Consider the following 16266-nt stretch of genomic DNA (forward strand, 5'->3'; position numbering starts at 1 on the left):
CTCTTCCCTGTTCCCCCAACGGGGTCTAGCGGGTGACGGTCAGCGTGAACGTCGTCGTGCCGGTCTTCCCGTCGGCCGAGGTGGCCTTGACGGTGATCGGGTAGGTGCCGGGCGGGGTGGAGAAGTTGGTGAAGATCCAGACGTTGCTGCTGCCGTTCTGACCGACCGTGGCCGGGTTGAACGACATCTGGGCGCCGGTGGGCACACCGGACGCGGTCAGCGTCAGGTTTCCGGTGCCACCACTGGCCTTCACCACGGTCTGGGCCAGCAGGCCCTGCTTGACGACGGCCGACGACGGCGACGCGGTCACCGTGACCTCACCGGTGGGCGGCTCGGTGCCCTCGACCGTCAGCGACACCGTTGTGGTGGCGGTCTTTCCGCCCGCGTCGGTGCCGGTCACCGTGATGCTGGAGGTACCGGCGGTCGCGGTGCCGGAGACGTCCAGCGTCAGCTTGGACGAGCTGCCCGCGCCGACCGAGGCCGGCTGGAACGTGGCCTTCACCCCGCTGGGCACACCGCTCGCCGACAGGGTGATCGTCTGACCGTCGCCGTTCGACGAGATCGTGGTGGAGACGTACTTCCCCTTGGCCGCCTTCACACTGCTCGGCGAGGCTCCCAGCGTGAAGTCACCCGGCTGCGGGTCGCCGCCACCGGTGACGGTCAGCGAGTACCTGCCGGACGCCGTCTTGCCGCTCGACGTCGTACCCGTGATCGAGACCTCGTAGGTGCCGTTCGGTGCCGAGGTGGCGGCGTCGAACGTGACCTTGGCCGAGTTGCCGGTGGTCACCGACGTCGGCTGGAAGACCGCCTTGACGCCGCTGGGCAGGCCGGACGCGGACAACGTGGCGTTCTCCGCACCGCCCGAACCGGCAGTGGTGGTGATGCCGGCCGAGATCGTCTTGCCGGCCGCGACCGAACCGCTGCCCGGCGCGACGGTCAGCCCGAAGTCACCGACCGGGGGCTGCTCGCCGACCTCGGTCTTCACCCAGTCGCCCATCTCGTTGTCGAGGCGGCCGTAGACCGAGTACCACTTGAAGTCCGACCGGCTCCACGACGCGACGCCGTAGATCTTGTCGTCGAAGATCAGCGGGCCGCCGCTGTCACCGGGCAGGATCGAGATCCGGCCGTCGGAGTACCCGGCACAGATCATGGTCGCCGACTTGAAGCCCGCGCCGACGCCCTGGCACACGCTGTCGCCGTTGACGACCGGCAGGCTCGCCTTGTCGAGCGTGACGTCCTGCGAGTTGTCGTTGAAGTCCTTCTTGCCGTAGCCGAAACCGAGGCCCGTCTTGCCCGGCGCGGCACCGCCGGAGTCGGCGGAGGTGGCGAACTTCGGGTACGCGGCGCCGCCCTTCAGGGCGATGTCGCGGTCCACGGTCACGACGGCGACGTCGTAGCCCTGGTCGAAGTTGACGTACTTCGGGTGCTTCTTGTAGCTGACGACGTTCACGGCGAAACCGGTGCCGGCGCCGCCCTTGTAGTCCTTGAGGTCGTCGAGCCCGTAGACGAACTTCTTCTCCCCCTGGGCATCCGCGCAGTGCGCCGCGATCAGGATCTTGCGCGGCGCCACGACCGTGCCGGAGCAGGTCTGTCCCTCCGGCCGGGTGCCACCGGCGCGGATGCCCGCGACGATGCCGGGGAACTCGCTCACGGTGGCGTTCTGCCCGCCGACGAACATGGGCGAGGCGTCACCGAGGTTCGCGGGGACGGTGTCCCCCAGGTAGTTGGCCGCAGGGGCGTTCGGTGGCGCGGCGTTCGCGATGCTGACGGGTGCCAGCACCGTGGCCGCGACCAGGGCCAGCAGGCCCCAGGACCGTGGTGTTCTCGTCACGTTGGTTCCTCTCGGATCAGGAACGCCCACCTCAGGGCAGGGGCGGCGGTCGTTCGCTGCGATCACTGTCGGAGGCGCGCACGTGCGGAACAATCAGGGTCCGCATCCGTAGGGGTACGGAACTTTCTCCCTATGCCCTGCGGAAGATCGTGATGGAGTGGCCCACGACGTCGATGGGCGCGCTCGTGTCGATCAACGCCCGGAGAAGGTCGTCGGCCTTCGCGATGGCCGTGTTGGACACGACCAGCAGCCCGTGCACCTGGTCCTCCGGCACCTTGCGCGGGTCGTCCGCGCGGATCCCGTAGTACTCGGGCACTCCCGCACCCTTGTAGACGAGCCACAGGCGTTCGCCGGGATAGCGCTTCAGGCGCTCGGCCAGCCGCCCCAGGTCCTGGCCCCAGTCGACGTTCGAGTCGTGCAGGTGCAGGTGGGTCTTCGACGGGCCGCCGAACACCTCGTTGGAGTACGGCAGGTAGTACGGGAACGTCCACAGTGAACTCGCGGCGACCAGTGCGACCGCGATCCTGGCCCAGCGCCGGTGTGCGACCACCGCGGCGGCGACCGCGAGGAACATCGGCACGAAGATCGCGTACCGGACGCCGAGGTCACGGCTGCCGGTCATGGCCACGGCCAGCAGCACGGCCGCGGGTGCCAGAACGTACGCCGCCGCAGGCCGTTTGATCAGGGCGACGACCGCGGCGGCCCAGAGGAGCAGTGCGCCCAGCGGTGTCTTCACCAGCAACGCGGCCGGCAGGTAGTACCAGTGCGAACCCTCGTAGTGCGTGCCGAAGAGATAGCCGCCCCACACCCGGTTCTCGAAGCCGGCCTGGACGCGCATCCCGTCGAGGTAGGGCTCGGGGAACGGCAGCCAGCCGACCGGCGCGGACGGCAGGTCCGGCGGGGACTCCCAGTGCAGCAACGGATCCACGGCGAGGTAGGACACCCACACGACCGCGAGCGCGAGCAGCGCTACGGCGAGCGCGGCTTTGGCGCGGGCCTGCCAGAACACCAGGAACAGCACCACCGGGACGGCGGCCAGGGTGTTCATCTTCGTCGCCAGTGCCGCGCCGAGGGCCAGTCCGGCGAGCGGCAGGTAGAGCGCGGGGTTGGCGCGCGCCCGCCACACCAGCCAGACCGACGTGAGCACGAACCCGGCGGCCGGAACGTCCAGCGTGGCCAGCGATCCGTGCGCGATGAGGTCGGGCGAGAACGCGTAGAGGGCCAGTGCGACGAGCCCGCCTGATCTGTTCGTGATGTCCGTGGCGAACAGGAACACGACCACGCCGAACAGCAGCGTGAGCACGATCATCGGCAGTCTGGCCGACAGCACCAGCTTCGCCGGGTCGTTGCCCGACTCGTAGAGCAGGTGCCGGCCGAGCTCCGTCTGATCGCCCTGGAAGTCCGGGTCCAGACGCACGTCGGCGAACGCCAGCCCGGTCGCCATGATCAGCTTGCCCAGCGGCGGGTGCTCCGGGTTGTACCGAAGGCTGTGCTGTTCCAGGTAGACGACCGCCGTGCCGATGTAGACCGGCTCGTCGATGGTCGGTGTCTGCCGGACCGCCGTGGTGATCATCGCGATGGCCATCTGGGCCAGGAGCACGGCCGCGGCGAGCCCGAACAGCCACCGCCGAGGTGCTCTCACCCGTGCGGGCGGCAGGGACACCTCGGTGGGGCGCTGGATCGTGGCGAGCGACAAGGCCGCGCGGTCCTTTCAGATGGGTGAACAACCCGACACTCTCCGAAACGGGATGCCCGCCGTTTAGGTTGCTCCACACTTACGCAACAGATTGTTGCGAAAGACCCTGTCGCATTTCAGCTACACCTTGTAGCTTTACTGGCCCCCGGACGAGGGAGACCAGCCGTGACCACGCTCAGATCGACCCGACCCGCGATGGCCGTCCTGGCGGCGTTGGCCGTCACGATCGGCGCCCTGGAAAGCATCCCGTTCCCCGCGCTCCCGCTGCTGCAACGCGAGCTCGGCCTCGACCCCGCCCAGGCCGGCCTGCTGTCCACGACGTTGATCATCACGTCGGCGATCACCATGCCGATCGTCGCGAAGATCGCGGACGACCGCGGCGGGCGCCGGACCCTGCTCGTGCTCACCTGGTGCATCGTGGCCGGGGCCGTGCTGTCGGCGTTCGCGACGACGTTCCCGGTGATCCTGCTCGGGCAGTTCCTGCAGGGCCTGGGCGGCGGAGTGCTGCCGGTGTCGTTCGTGCTGGCACGGCAGCTCTTCAAGGACACGCCAGTCGCGATCGGCGTGCTCACGGGCCTGTTCACGGTCGGCAGCGGACTGGGCGTGCTCGCCGCCGGGCCGCTCGCCGACGCGTTCTCGCGGCAGTGGATGTTCCTGCTGCCGGCTCTCGTCGTGGCCGCCGTGGCGATCGTCGCGCCGGTCGCGTTGCCGGGGCCCTGGCAGGTGAGACGAACCCGGCTGGACTGGCCGGGCGGAGTGTTGCTGGCACTCGCCCTCGCCACGCTCATGCTGGCGCTTTTCCTGGCCCCGCAAGAACCTCTCACCGCTCTGATGCTGCTCGCGCTGACCGTCGCGTTCGGACTCGGCTGGGTCGCGGTCGAGCGCCGCGCCGAACATCCGCTGGTCGATCTCGGTGTCCTGCGGTCGGTGTGGAGGGCGAGTCTCACGGCCGGGGCGCTCGGGGCGAGTTACTCGGCGACGTACTTCCTGGTGCCGCAACTGCTTTCCGGGTTCGGCGCGACGGCCAGCGAGATCAGCCTGTACCTCTTCCCCACCGTGCTGGTCGCCGTCGTGGTCGGGCCGTTGTCCGGGGTGTTCGCGCGGCGGGCGGGAACCAGGACCGCCATGGCCGCCGGTTTGACGCTCACCGCCGCGGGCACGTTGTTCGTCGCCGGATGGCACGAGGTGCCGTGGCAGATCGCGGTGGGAATGCTGGTGACGCTCGGGCTCGGCGTCGGGACCGCGTCCACGGCCACCTACACCGCCGCGATCTCCTCGGCCGGTGAGCGGGACACCGGCGTCGCGGCGGCCACGTGCGGGATCGCACGGGCGATCGGTGCGGCGCTGGGCGTCCAGGTCGCGGCGGCGTTGCTCACGGGAGGAGCGTCCTTCCGGCTCGGCTTCGTGCTGGCCGCGGTCGTGGCGGTGGCACCGCTGGCGTTGCTACGCGGGATCCGGTCACCGGAAAACCGTTTCGGCGCGACCTTGACGCAGGGCTAGCCTGCGCGAATGCCGTTGGGAGACATCGACAAGATCGCCGCGGACACCGGTTTCTCCGGCGTGGTGCAGATCGACCACGCCGGAGAGATCGAGTTCGCGAAGGCCTACGGGCTCGCCAACCGCGCGTACGGCGTGCCCAACACCGTGGACACCAGGTTCGGCATCGCCAGCGGCGGCAAGGGGTTCACCGCGCTGACCGTGCTCTCCCTGATCCGTGAAGGCGCGCTCACGCTCGACACCACCGCCCGCTCGTTGCTGGACGACGACCTTCCGCTGATCGCCGACGACGTGACGGTCGAACACCTGCTCACGCACACGTCCGGCATCGGCGACTACCTCGACGAGGAAGGCGACTGGGAGGCCAACGACTACGTGATCGGCGCCGTGCACCTGCTGACCTCGACCGAGGCGTTCCTGCCGTTGCTCGACGGGCATCCCACGAAGTTCAAGGCCGGTGAGCGGTTCGGTTACTGCAACGGCGGCTATGTCGTGCTCGCGCTGCTGGCCGAACGGGCCGGCGGGCAGGGTTACCACGACCTCGTCCGCGAACGCGTGCTCCGGCCCGCGGACATGACCAGGACGGGCTTCCTGCGTTCCGACGAACTGCCCGCCGACGCGGCCGTGGGCTATCTGGAGGGACTCGACCGCTCCAACGTCTTCCACCTGCCCGTGCTGGCGACCGGCGACGGCGGCATCCACACCACAGCAGGCGACATGTCGAAGTTCTGGAGGGCGTTGTTCGCCGGCGACCTCGCCGAGGAGGTGACGCGGCCCCGCCACGACGTTCCGGAGGAGTCCCTGCGCTACGGCCTCGGCTTCTGGCTGCACGAGACCAGCGACACCGTGATCCTCGCCGGGTACGACGCCGGCGAGTCCTTCAAGTCCACTCACGACCCGCACACCGGCACGACCATCACGGTGCTGTCGAACACCTCGCCCGGTGCCTGGCCGATCGCCCGTGCGCTCATGTCCTGACGACACTGTTCTGAACGGGTGACGGATGCGAACATGTGTTCGTGAGCACCCCGATCCTGCACGCCGACCTGGACGCCTTCTACGCGTCCGTCGAGCAACGGGACGATCCGAGCCTGCGCGGCCGCCCGGTGATCGTGGGCGGCGGGGTGGTGCTGGCCGCGAGTTACGAGGCCAGGGCGTTCGGCGTGCGCACGGCGATGGGCGGGGCAGCGGCGCGGAGACTGTGCCCGCACGCGATCGTCGTACCGCCGCGGATGTCGGCCTACTCCACCGCGAGCAAGGCGGTGTTCGAGGTGTTCCGCGACACGACACCGCTGGTCGAGGGCCTGTCGATCGACGAGGCGTTCCTCGACGTCGGTGGCCTGCACCGGATCGCCGGACCGCCCGAGGTGATCGCCGCACGACTGCGGGCGGTCGTGCTGGAGCAGGTCGGCCTGCCGATCACGGTCGGGGTGGCGCGCACGAAGTTCCTCGCCAAGGTCGCCAGCGGGGTCGCCAAGCCGGACGGGCTGCTGGTCGTACCCGCCGACCACGAACTGGAGTTCCTGCACCCGCTGCCGGTCGAACGACTCTGGGGCGTCGGCGAGGTGACGGCGGCCAAGTTGCACGGCCTGGGCCTGCGCACGGTCGGCGAGGTCGCCGCTCTGGGCGAGGTGGCACTGGTCTCGATGATCGGCCGGGCGGCGGGCAGGCACCTGTTCGCGCTGGCGCACAACCATGATCCCCGTCCGGTCCACACAGGACGACGCCGTCAGTCGATCGGCTCGCAGCGCGCGCTGGGCCGCCGCGAACGCACGCGTGACGACCTCGACGCCATCCTCGCCTCGCTGATCGACGGCATCTCGCGGCGGCTGCGCACGGCCCACCGCGCGTGCCGGACCGTGGTGCTGCGCCTGCGGTTCGCCGACTTCACCCGCGCGACCCGTTCCCACACGCTGAGGCATCCGACGACGGAGACCGAGGTGCTGCTGGCGTCGGCGAGGGAGTTGCTCGGCACCGCCATGCCGTTGATCGAAGGGCGTGGCATCACGTTGCTGGGCGTGTCCCTCACGAATCTCCAGAACGACGCGCCGATGCAGATGACGCTGCCGTTCGAGGAGCAGAAGCCAGCCGCCCTGGACGCCGCCCTGGACGACGTGCGCGACCGCTTCGGGTCCAGGTCGGTGACGCGGGCGGCGCTGCTGGGACGGGATCCGGGCATCTCCGTGCCGTTGCTGCCGGACTGATTACGCTCTGATCATGCGACTGCACGTTCACCGCTGGGGCCAGGGTCCGCGCGTGGTGCTGGTGCACGGCGGCGTGCTCGGCGGCCGGGAGTCCTGGCGGGCTCAGCGGCCGTTGACCGAACGATGGACGCTGCTCGCGCCGGACCGTCCTGGCCACGGCCAGTCACCGCCCGCGCGACAGGACTTCGAACCGGAGGCCGCGCTCGTCGCCGAGCAGCTGCTGGACGAGCCGAGCCACCTCGTCGGCCTCTCCTACGGCGGCATCGTCTCGATGTACGCGGCGGCGTCGCGACCGGAGAACGTGCGCTCGCTGACGGTCATCGAGCCACCGTGCAGCGGCGTGGCGCGCGGAGTTCCCGCCGTGGACGAGTACGCGGCCGCACTGCGCGACCTGATCGGCTCCCAGGTCGATCCGGCGACGGGGCTGCGGAGGTTCTTCCAGGTCACGGGCGTGCCGGTGGAGGTTCCCGACGAGCCGCACGAGACGTTGGTCAAGGGCATGCGGCAGTTGCTGGGCGCACGGCTGCCGGACGAGGCCGAGCCGCCGCTGAAAGCCCTGCGCGACGCCGGGTTCCCGATCCTGGTGGTCTCCGGCGGCCACAGCGAGGCGTACGAGGCCATCTGCGACACGATCGCGCAGGAGACCGGCGCCGAGCGGGCCGTGTGCGAGGGCCGAGGCCATCTCGTGCCGGAGGCGCCCGAGTTCAACGGGGTGCTGGAACGGTTCCTGAACAACACTGTGGAGTGAACGGCGACCGATCACTCCACAGTGGACTTGCCGAGCCCGGTCAGACGAGGCGCACGGAGCGGGCCTGCGGGCCCTTCTGGCCTTCGCCGACCTCGAACTCCACGGCCTGGTTGTCGGGAATGCCGTGGTGGTCGTAGCCCTGCACCTCGGACTGGTGCACGAACAGGTCCGGCCCGCCGCCCTCAGGCGCGATGAAGCCGAAACCCTTGCTGCCGTTGAACCACTTGACGGTTCCTCGAGTCACTTGCGTACCCCTTATGCGTGAAGTGCGGTGGAGGCCGGCAGGTTCGCCAGGCCGAGCATGGACAGCAGTTCACGGCAGTCGACCGCGTCGTGGGAACGTTCCGCCACTCGTTTGGCGGCCTGACGCTGGTGCAGGAGTTCGGTCGTCTCGGCGTGCAGACGCGCCTGCGCGAAGTCTTGAGCCGCGTGGCGGGTCGTGCCGATTCGAGGAGAAGAAGGGGAATGGCGTTCCGGCTGCAAGCCGGTGCTCCTGTCTCCGGCCGGAGAACGCCGGACCGGACGGGGATCGGGGACCGCAGTGGCTGGTTGCCGTCGGCTGGTACCCCAACGGGTCCCACACTAGCCCAATGACCTGGGGCGAGCACCACGCGCACCGCGTAGGGTCGCGCCATGCCCGAAGACGAAGGTGGCCCGGCACTGGCCCCCACGCTGGCCGAATGGCTCAAAGCCCGCGAGGAGACAGCCCGCCACCTGGCCGCCGGGGCCAAGCGAACGGTCGACGAGGCATGGGTGCAGCGGCTCGCCGACCTGCTCGCCACCGAGCGGTCGTGGCAGGACCAGTACACCGAACTGGTGGCGCTCGGGAGCCTCGACGGCCGGTTCCCGCCCTCGAACCGCTGACCTCGGATCAGGCGGATCGGCACGACGCCGCCTCCCGACACGACGCCGTCGTCGATGTCGCAGCACAGGAACGGTGAGGCGGAACCCGTTGTGGTGCGGCCGGTTCCGCCTCCCACGATGACCGAAAGACCGGTTCGTCAAATTCTTGCGTGATCCTGTCCACATCTTGCACTCTGGAGTCGAATCGCCGACAAAGGAGTTCGCGATGTCCCTGTCACGCCGAACACTGCTCAGCACTGCGCTCGCCACTCCGGCGCTGGGGCTCCTGCCCGCCCCCGCGCACGCGGCCAGCCCTCCCGGCGACGTCGTCGGGAAGATCACCGTCGGGTACCAGGGCTGGTTCGCCTGCCGGGGAGACGGCTCCCCCATCGACGGCTGGTGGCACTGGAACGACGACTGGAGCCAGCCGCCCGCGCCGCCCACCAGCTCGATCGTCGCGTGGCCGGACGTCCGCGACTACACGCGCACGTACCAGACCGCGTTCGCGAACCTCGGCGACGGACGGCCCGCCACGCTCTTCTCCCACTACGACCGGCAGACCGTCGACGTCCACTTCCAGTGGATGCGCGACAACAACATCGACACGGCGGCGTTGCAACGCTTCAACCCGACCGGCGGCGAGGGCCCGATCCGGGACGCCGTGACCGCGCACGTCCGGCCGGCGGCCGAGGCGACCGGGCGGAAGTTCTACATCATGTACGACGTCACGAACTGGACGAACATGCAGTCGGAGATCAAGACCGACTGGCTGGACAAGATGTCCGCGTACACCTCCTCCCCCGCCTACGCGCGGCAGAACGGCAAGCCCGTCGTCTGCGTCTGGGGTTTCGGTTTCAACGACCCCGGCCGTCCATTCGGGCCGGAGCCCTGCCAGGACGTGATCAACTGGTTCAAGGCCCGCGGCTGCTACGTGATCGGCGGCGTCCCGACCCACTGGCGGCTGGAGATCGAGGACTCGCGGCAGGGCTTCGCAGGCGTGTACCGGTCGTTCGACATGATCTCGCCGTGGATGGTCGGCCGGATCGGCACACCGGCGGACACGGATCGCTTCCACACCAACGTGAACAGCCCCGACCAGGCCGAGTGCGACGCGCGCGGGATCGACTACCAGCCGTGTGTGCTGCCGGGCGACGTGGGGTCGCGGCAACGGCTGCACGGCGACTTCATGTGGCGGCAGTTCTACAACATGGTCCGCCTTGGGGCACAGGGCATCTACATCTCGATGTTCGACGAGTTCAACGAGGGCAACCAGATCTGCAAGACCGCCGAGACGCTGGCCGACGTACCGGTCGACTCCGGCTACCTCGCACTGGACGAGGACGGCACCCGCTGCTCCGCCGACTACTACCTGAGGCTGACCGGCGACGGCGGCCGGATGCTCAAGGGCCAGATCGCGCTGACGGCCACCCGGCCCACCCAGCCGTGGATCGGCGGACCGCCCACCCCGGGCGTCGACCTGGCCGTCGGCCGCCCGACGGCCCAGAGCTCGCAGACCCAGCACTACGGCAGCGGGTTCGCGGTGGACAACGATCCGCACTCCTACTGGGAGAGCGCGAACAACGCCTTCCCGCAGTGGATCCAGGTCGACCTCGGCACGGCGGCGGCGCTGAGGCGCGCTGTGCTCGCGCTCCCACCGAACCCCGCCTGGGGAAGGCGAACCCAGACCGTGACGATCGAAGGCAGCACCAACGGCCAGACGTTCAGCCCGCTCGCCCAGTCGACCGGGTACGTGTTCGATCCCGCGACCGGGAACTCGGCCGCCGTGCCCTTGCCCGGCAACCAGGTCCGGCACGTCCGGCTCACGTTCACCGGAAACACGGGCTGGCCTGCGGGTCAGCTGTCCGGCCTGAAGCTCTACACCTGATCAAGGCGCACGTTTGTCGCCGGATGGGCACTGTACAACTAGAACGTGTTCTAGGTAATCTGCACCACATGATCGCCACAGTGGTGTGGGGTACGGGAAACGTCGGCCGTGCCGCCATTCGCGCCGTCGATGCCCATCCGGCGCTGAAACTGACGGCCGTGGTCGTCCACAACCCCGAGAAGGTCGGCCGCGACGCGGGCGATCTCGCCGGGCTGGACACCGAACTCGGGATCACGGCGACGAACGACATCGACGCGGTGCTCGCCGCGAGCCCGCGCGCCGTGGTGTACGCGGCGTCCGGTGACGTCCGCCCCGACGACGCGCTCGCCGACATCACCAAGGCGATCAGGGCGGGCGCCGTGGTCGTCACGCCGTCCCTCTACGCGCTCTACGACCCGCGCAGCGCACCTCCGGAGCTTCGAGAACCTGTTCTCAAAGCGATCGAGGAGGGCGGCGGTTCGCTGTTCGTCTCGGGCGTGGACCCTGGCTGGGGCAACGACGTGCTGCCGTTGATGATCAGCGGCCTGGGCAGCACCATCGACGCGGTCCGCTGCCAGGAGATCTTCGACTACTCCACCTACGACCAGCCCGACGCGGTGCGGTGGCTGATCGGGTTCGGGCAGCCGCTCGACTACCAGGCGCCGATGCTGATGCCGACGGTGCCGACCATGGTGTGGGGCGGGCAGATCCGGTTGCTGGCGCGGGCACTGGGCGTCGAGCTCGACGAGATCCGCGAGACCGTCGACCGGCGCGCGCTCGACGAGACCGTGACGACGCGGACCATGGGCGAGTTCGAGGCGGGCACGCAGGGCGCGATCCGGTTCGAGGTGCAGGGCATCGTCGGTGGTGAACCGTTGATCGTCATCGAGCACGTCACGCGCATCCACAACTCGTGCGCCACGGACTGGCCGATGCCGCCGTCCGGCGACGGCGCGCACAAGATGATCATCGAGGGCCGGCCGCGCATCGAGGTGTCGGTCGAGGCCGTCGACGAGGGCGAGAACCGGTCCGCGGGCGGCAACGCCACGGCGGTCGGCCGCATCGTCAACGCGATCGACTGGCTGGCCGGCGCGGATCCCGGTCTCTACGACGCGCTCGACGTCCCGCTGCGTCCCGTCGCCGGCAAGCTCGGAAGGAGCAGGCCATGAACATCGACATCCCGGAGGGCAAGGACCCCATCGGGTACGTGTGGGGCGAGCTGGTGCCCGGCATCGGCATCTCCGCCGCGAACCTCTCGCTCGCCGTGTACCAGCACACCACGCTGGGGCTGCGCGAGTTCGAGGCCGCGCGGCTGCGGATCGCCCAGATCAACGGCTGCATGTTCTGCCTCGACTGGCGGACCGAACGCGACGGCGTGAAGGTCGAGGACGACTTCATCGACGCGGTGACCCAGTGGCGCACCACCGACGCCTTCGACGACCGGGCGAGGCTGGCCGCGGAGTACGCCGAGCGGTACGCACTGGATCACCACGGTCTCGACGACGAGTTCTGGTCTCGCATGACCGCGCACTACAGCCAGGTCGAGATCGTGGAACTCACGATGAGCATCGGGGCCTGGCTCGTGTTCGGCAGGTTGAACCGGGTGTTCGGCCTCGACGCCCTGTGCGTGCTGCCGAAGTTCTGAGAAGTCCGAACAGGACTCCTCAGAGGTCGGTGGCGATGATCTTCTCGATGTTCCTCTCGGCCAGCGCCGTGATCGTGACGAACGGGTTCACCACGGTGCTGCCGGGAATCAACGACCCGTCGATGACGTACAGGCCCGGATAACCTTGCAGGCGACCGTAGTTGTCGGTGGCCTTGTTCAGGATCGCGCCGCCGAGCGGGTGGTACGTCAGGTGGTCGCCCCAGATCTTGTACACGCCGAAGAGGTCGGTCCGGTAGATCGTCCCCTCCTTTGAGTTGATCTTGTCGAAGATGGTCTTCGCGGCGTTGATCGAGACGCTCTTCCACGCGGTCTGCCAGTTCAGGTCGACCTTGCCCGCGGCGGCGTTCCAGGTGAACTGGGCGCGGTTGGGGGTCTTCGTGATCGACAGGTAGAACGACGCGTAGGTCTCGATGCCGGTCGGCAGTGGCGCCACCTCGGCGAACGCGCCGCCGGCCGCCCAGTTGTCGATGCCCAGGGTCGGGATGGACGACTGCAACGCGCCGGTCGGGTCCCACATGTGGTTGGCCCGGCCGCACATGACGTTGCCGTTGTCGCCCCAGCCCTTGCCGACCTCACCGTTCAGGTTCGGCAGCGCACCCGTGGCCTTGAGCTTGACCAGGAGCTTGCTCGTTCCGACGCTGCCCGCCGCGAAGAACACCTTCGCCGCGGTCACCTCCTTGACCGCGATCGGGTCGCCGTTGGTGTTGAGCTGCTCGATGGTGACCTTGTAGCCGCCCGTCGCGGGCACGACGTTGACGACCCGGTGCAGCGGCGAGATGGTGACGCGCCCGGTCGCCCTGACCTTGCTGAGATAGGTCTTCTGCAACGACTTCTTGCCGTAGTTGTTGCCGTAGAGGATCTCCCCCACCAACGCCGACTTCGGGACCGTCCCGGCAGCCTCCTGCTCCATGTAGTTCCAGTCGTACACGGTGGGCACGAACACGTACGGGAAGTTCGACCGCTGGGCGTGCTTCCGGCCGACCCGTGCGTACTGGTAGGCCTCGGTCGTGTCGAACCACGCCGGCCTGATCAGGTTGACCCCGAGCTCGGCGTTGGCGCGGGGGTAGTAGGTGTTGTACATCTCGTCGGGATTCACCATCGGCAGGACGTCACCGAAGTTCTCCCGTTTCGGCGTCACGGCCATGCCGCCGTTGACGAGCGAGCCACCACCGACGCCGCGTCCCTGGTAGACGGTGATGCCGGCGAACTCCTCGGCGTCGAGGACGCCGGTGTAGCGCGGGATCGCCTTGTCGATCGGGAAGCCCAGGAAGTTGCTCAGCGGTTGTTTCGTCCTGGTGCGCAACCAGAAGGACCGCTGATCCGGGGTCGTCGTGTTGGCGAAGATCTTCCCGTCCGCGCCGGGGGTGTCCCACGCCATGCCCATCTCGACCATGTGGACGTCGACACCGGCCTGGGCGAGACGCAGGGCCGCCACGCTTCCGCCGTAGCCGGTACCGATCACCAGGGCGGGTATGACGGCCGCGTCGGCGATCGACGCCGCCGCTCGTGCCACCGGAGTGACGCCCCCGAGAGCGACAGCTCCAAGAATAGAACCTGTTCCAGCTATGAACGAACGTCGTGAAGGACCCTCGAAACCGTTGTCACACGTCATTGTGTGGGTCATGTGATCTTCCTCACTGTGGGCGCATGAGAACAAGTTATACCGGCGGTTGTAGATCAAGTCACTACCTGGTAGTCCCGGTTCGCCCAGGTGCGCGCCGCAGGTGAGCGTCTTGACGACGAGATTCGAGGGCCACTCCCACAACCCGTACGGCCCAGTACGACCACACGATCCGGGAATGTTCGGCCACGCATGGCCGCCCGACAATCGAGCGATGCCCTCGGTATCTGAAGGTGGTGAGGACGCGAGAGCGAGCGTCCTGGTGGTGGGTGCGGGAGTGTCCGGTCTGGCCGCGGCGCGCGCGTTGCGCGACCTGGGCCATCCGGTCACCGTGCTGGAGGCGCGGGACCGGGTCGGCGGCCGGATCTGGACCGACGAGCACGGGGTCGACCTGGGCGCGCACTGGATCCACGGCACGGACGGCAACCCGATCACCGAACTGGTCGAGGACCTGGGGATCCCGTACAGCTACGTGGGCGGGGACAGCGCCTACACCGGCGGGTTCGACAGCCTCGACCTGTTCGGAGCGGACCGGCGGGCGGTGAACCACCGCTACAAGGTCCGCACCCTCGAACTCGCCGACGAGGTGCTGCACGAGCTGGAACACCGTGCCGCGGTGGCGCGCAAGGGAGATCATCCGGACGTCCCGCTGGGCGAGGCGATGCGGCAGATCCTCGCCGAACGCGGGCTGTCCCCTGAGGACGAGCAGGCTGTGCGGTACCACCTGAACGTGATCCTGCGCGAGGACGCGGCGGAGGATCCCGACAAGCTCTCGTTGAAGCACTGGGAAGACGGCTATCTCGTCTACGGCTACGGCGACAGCACGTTGCACCAGGGCTACCAGTCCGTTGTGGACGCTCTGGCCGACGGTCTCGACGTCCGACTGGGACACGTGGTCACGCGCGTCGAGGAAGGACGCGTGCTCACGACCCAGGGCGTGTTCGAGGCGGACAAGGTGCTCGTGACGTTGCCGCTGGGCGTGCTGAAGGCCGGCGCCGTGGAGTTCTGTCCGCCGTTGCCCGAGGCCAAGCGGTCCGCGATCGCCCGGCTCGGCTTCGGCACGCTGAACAAGATCGCGCTGCACTACTCCGAACCGTTCTGGCCCAGGGACCAGTACGTCTTCGGCTACCTGTGCCGGGACACCGATCGCTACCCCACGGTCGTCATCAGCATGTGGAAGTCCCACGGCAAAGCGATCCTGGTGATGCTGCTCGGTGCCTCGCTCGGCCGTGAGATGGAGACCTGGTCCTCGGAGGAGGTCTCGGCGTACGCGACCGAGGTCGTCCAGGACCTCTTCGGCACCGACGCGCCCGCTCCCGACCAGGTCTCGCGCACCACGTGGTCGTCAGATCCGTTCGCCCTCGGGTCCTACACCTGCATCGGTGTCGGATCGTCGTCCAAGGACATCGCGACGCTCGCCGAACCGGTCGGCGACAGGCTGTTCTTCGCCGGTGAGGGCACGAATCCCTACCACTGGGGCTGTGTGCACAGCGCCTACGAGTCCGGCCGCCGCGAGGCCGCGCGGATCAGCGGCAACTCGGACCTCTACACCCCGCCCAGCGCCGGGAAGTCCCGGGCCCAGTCGCGCAACACCGACCGGATGCTGCGGTTCGTGCGGATGCGGATGAACCACATCACCGCGTCCGAACTCACCGAGCGGGTGGCGTGCCTGCGCGACAGCGTCGACCCTCACGGCGTGCGGTTGTTCGCCGCGCTCGCGGACTCCGAACTGGAGACGCTCGGGTCGATGTTCGACGAGATCCCTTATACCGCAGGCGATGTGCTCTTCCACGAGGATGACGAGGCGCACGGCGTGTTCCTGGTCGCGGCCGGGCAGATCGAGATCGACTTCGGTGGCATCTACGAACGCGCGGTGCTCGGCTGTGGCGCGTTGCTCGGTCACTACGACATGTTCTTCAACGCCCGCACCACGTCGGTGACGGCGCTGACCGACGACGTCGTGGTGTTCTACCTCGATCACTACCGCTATCAGAGCTTCCTGTACGCCTTCCCCGACGTGATGATGCTGATGCTCTCGGACCTCGTGACGAGGTGGGAGCAGTTGGAGAGCGTGCTCGGCGCCGCGACCCTGCCGAAAATGAGTGGAGCGGTGCCGCTTCGGGTCGCTACCTTCCTGCCTGACTGAATCGTCGAGGCTGGGACGTGCCGTTGTACACCGTGTGAGACCTCCCCAAGCACTTGGTTTTCGTTGCGCGACGCGTTCTTGAGCGCCGCGCTCCTCTTGCTGCGGTCTTCTCACCGATCGGTGTACTGCTGTGCTCATCACCTGGGCTGT

14 protein-coding genes are annotated in these 16266 nt (G+C 68.5%); 9 read left to right on the forward strand and 5 right to left on the reverse strand.

Translation table 11 applies throughout. The annotated features are described in order from the left end of the window. Positions 1 to 25: 25 nt before the first annotated feature. Together BM417_RS30920 and BM417_RS30925 are read right to left on the reverse strand one after the other, a co-directional pair. Complete coding sequence (locus BM417_RS30920; RefSeq protein WP_093601837.1) at positions 26 to 1831, reverse strand: trypsin-like serine protease; 1806 nt, start codon at positions 1829 to 1831, stop codon at positions 26 to 28. 130 nt (positions 1832 to 1961) lie between these two features. Further along, entirely contained in the window at positions 1962 to 3527 is a 1566-nt protein-coding gene (locus BM417_RS30925) for an ArnT family glycosyltransferase (protein WP_245822267.1), read from the reverse strand. A gap of 165 nt (positions 3528 to 3692) precedes the next feature. Between BM417_RS30925 and BM417_RS30930 the strand changes: the two genes are divergently transcribed. The 4 genes from BM417_RS30930 to BM417_RS30945 are packed head-to-tail and all read left to right on the forward strand — an operon-like array spanning position 3693 to position 7976. Beyond that, entirely contained in the window at positions 3693 to 5027 is a 1335-nt protein-coding gene (locus BM417_RS30930) for an MFS transporter (RefSeq protein ID WP_143138868.1), read from the forward strand. A 9-nt stretch (positions 5028 to 5036) separates the two neighbouring features. Continuing rightward, positions 5037 to 6002: a serine hydrolase domain-containing protein gene (locus BM417_RS30935; protein ID WP_177320689.1), complete on the forward strand. Its 966-nt coding sequence runs from the start codon at positions 5037 to 5039 to the stop codon at positions 6000 to 6002. 35 nt (positions 6003 to 6037) lie between these two features. Beyond that, positions 6038 to 7228: a DNA polymerase IV gene (gene dinB / locus BM417_RS30940; RefSeq protein ID WP_093601840.1), complete on the forward strand. Its 1191-nt coding sequence runs from the start codon at positions 6038 to 6040 to the stop codon at positions 7226 to 7228. Between the two features lie 13 nt (positions 7229 to 7241). Then, on the forward strand, positions 7242 to 7976 hold the full coding sequence (locus tag BM417_RS30945; protein WP_093601842.1) for an alpha/beta fold hydrolase: 735 nt from the start codon (positions 7242 to 7244) through the stop codon (positions 7974 to 7976). 40 nt (positions 7977 to 8016) lie between these two features. Here the strand turns inward: BM417_RS30945 and BM417_RS30950 are convergent, their stop codons facing one another. Together BM417_RS30950 and BM417_RS47060 are read right to left on the reverse strand one after the other, a co-directional pair. After that, positions 8017 to 8220 (reverse strand): cold-shock protein, encoded by a 204-nt coding sequence (locus tag BM417_RS30950; protein ID WP_093601844.1) that lies wholly within the window; start codon positions 8218 to 8220, stop codon positions 8017 to 8019. Positions 8221 to 8231: 11 nt separating this feature from the next. Next, positions 8232 to 8459: a hypothetical protein gene (locus BM417_RS47060; protein ID WP_143138869.1), complete on the reverse strand. Its 228-nt coding sequence runs from the start codon at positions 8457 to 8459 to the stop codon at positions 8232 to 8234. A 150-nt stretch (positions 8460 to 8609) separates the two neighbouring features. Here BM417_RS47060 and BM417_RS30955 point away from each other — a divergent pair, with 150 nt between their 5' ends. The 4 genes from BM417_RS30955 to BM417_RS30970 all read left to right on the forward strand — a co-directional run bounded on the left by BM417_RS30955 (position 8610) and on the right by BM417_RS30970 (position 12328). Continuing rightward, complete coding sequence (locus tag BM417_RS30955; RefSeq protein ID WP_093601846.1) at positions 8610 to 8840, forward strand: hypothetical protein; 231 nt, start codon at positions 8610 to 8612, stop codon at positions 8838 to 8840. Between the two features lie 205 nt (positions 8841 to 9045). Then, positions 9046 to 10704 carry a discoidin domain-containing protein gene (locus tag BM417_RS30960; RefSeq protein ID WP_093601848.1) on the forward strand — a complete coding sequence of 553 codons (1659 nt, stop codon included), beginning with the start codon at positions 9046 to 9048 and terminating at the stop codon, positions 10702 to 10704. Positions 10705 to 10772: 68 nt separating this feature from the next. Further along, a complete protein-coding gene (locus tag BM417_RS30965) occupies positions 10773 to 11852 on the forward strand; it encodes an NAD(P)H-dependent amine dehydrogenase family protein (RefSeq protein WP_093601850.1) in 1080 nt (359 codons plus the stop codon). Next, a complete protein-coding gene (locus BM417_RS30970) occupies positions 11849 to 12328 on the forward strand; it encodes a carboxymuconolactone decarboxylase family protein (RefSeq protein WP_093601852.1) in 480 nt (159 codons plus the stop codon). Before BM417_RS30965 ends, BM417_RS30970 begins: the two co-directional genes overlap by 4 nt. A gap of 19 nt (positions 12329 to 12347) precedes the next feature. On the opposite strand, the gene BM417_RS30975 is transcribed toward BM417_RS30970, so the two are convergent. Continuing rightward, a complete protein-coding gene (locus BM417_RS30975; protein WP_456085515.1) occupies positions 12348 to 13862 on the reverse strand; it encodes a GMC family oxidoreductase in 1515 nt (504 codons plus the stop codon). 322 nt (positions 13863 to 14184) lie between these two features. Between BM417_RS30975 and BM417_RS30980 the strand changes: the two genes are divergently transcribed. After that, positions 14185 to 16116 (forward strand): FAD-dependent oxidoreductase, encoded by a 1932-nt coding sequence (locus tag BM417_RS30980; RefSeq protein WP_093601856.1) that lies wholly within the window; start codon positions 14185 to 14187, stop codon positions 16114 to 16116. Positions 16117 to 16266 lie beyond the last annotated feature (150 nt).

This window comes from Lentzea waywayandensis, assembly GCF_900115955.1.
GTDB lineage: Bacteria > Actinomycetota > Actinomycetes > Mycobacteriales > Pseudonocardiaceae > Lentzea > Lentzea waywayandensis.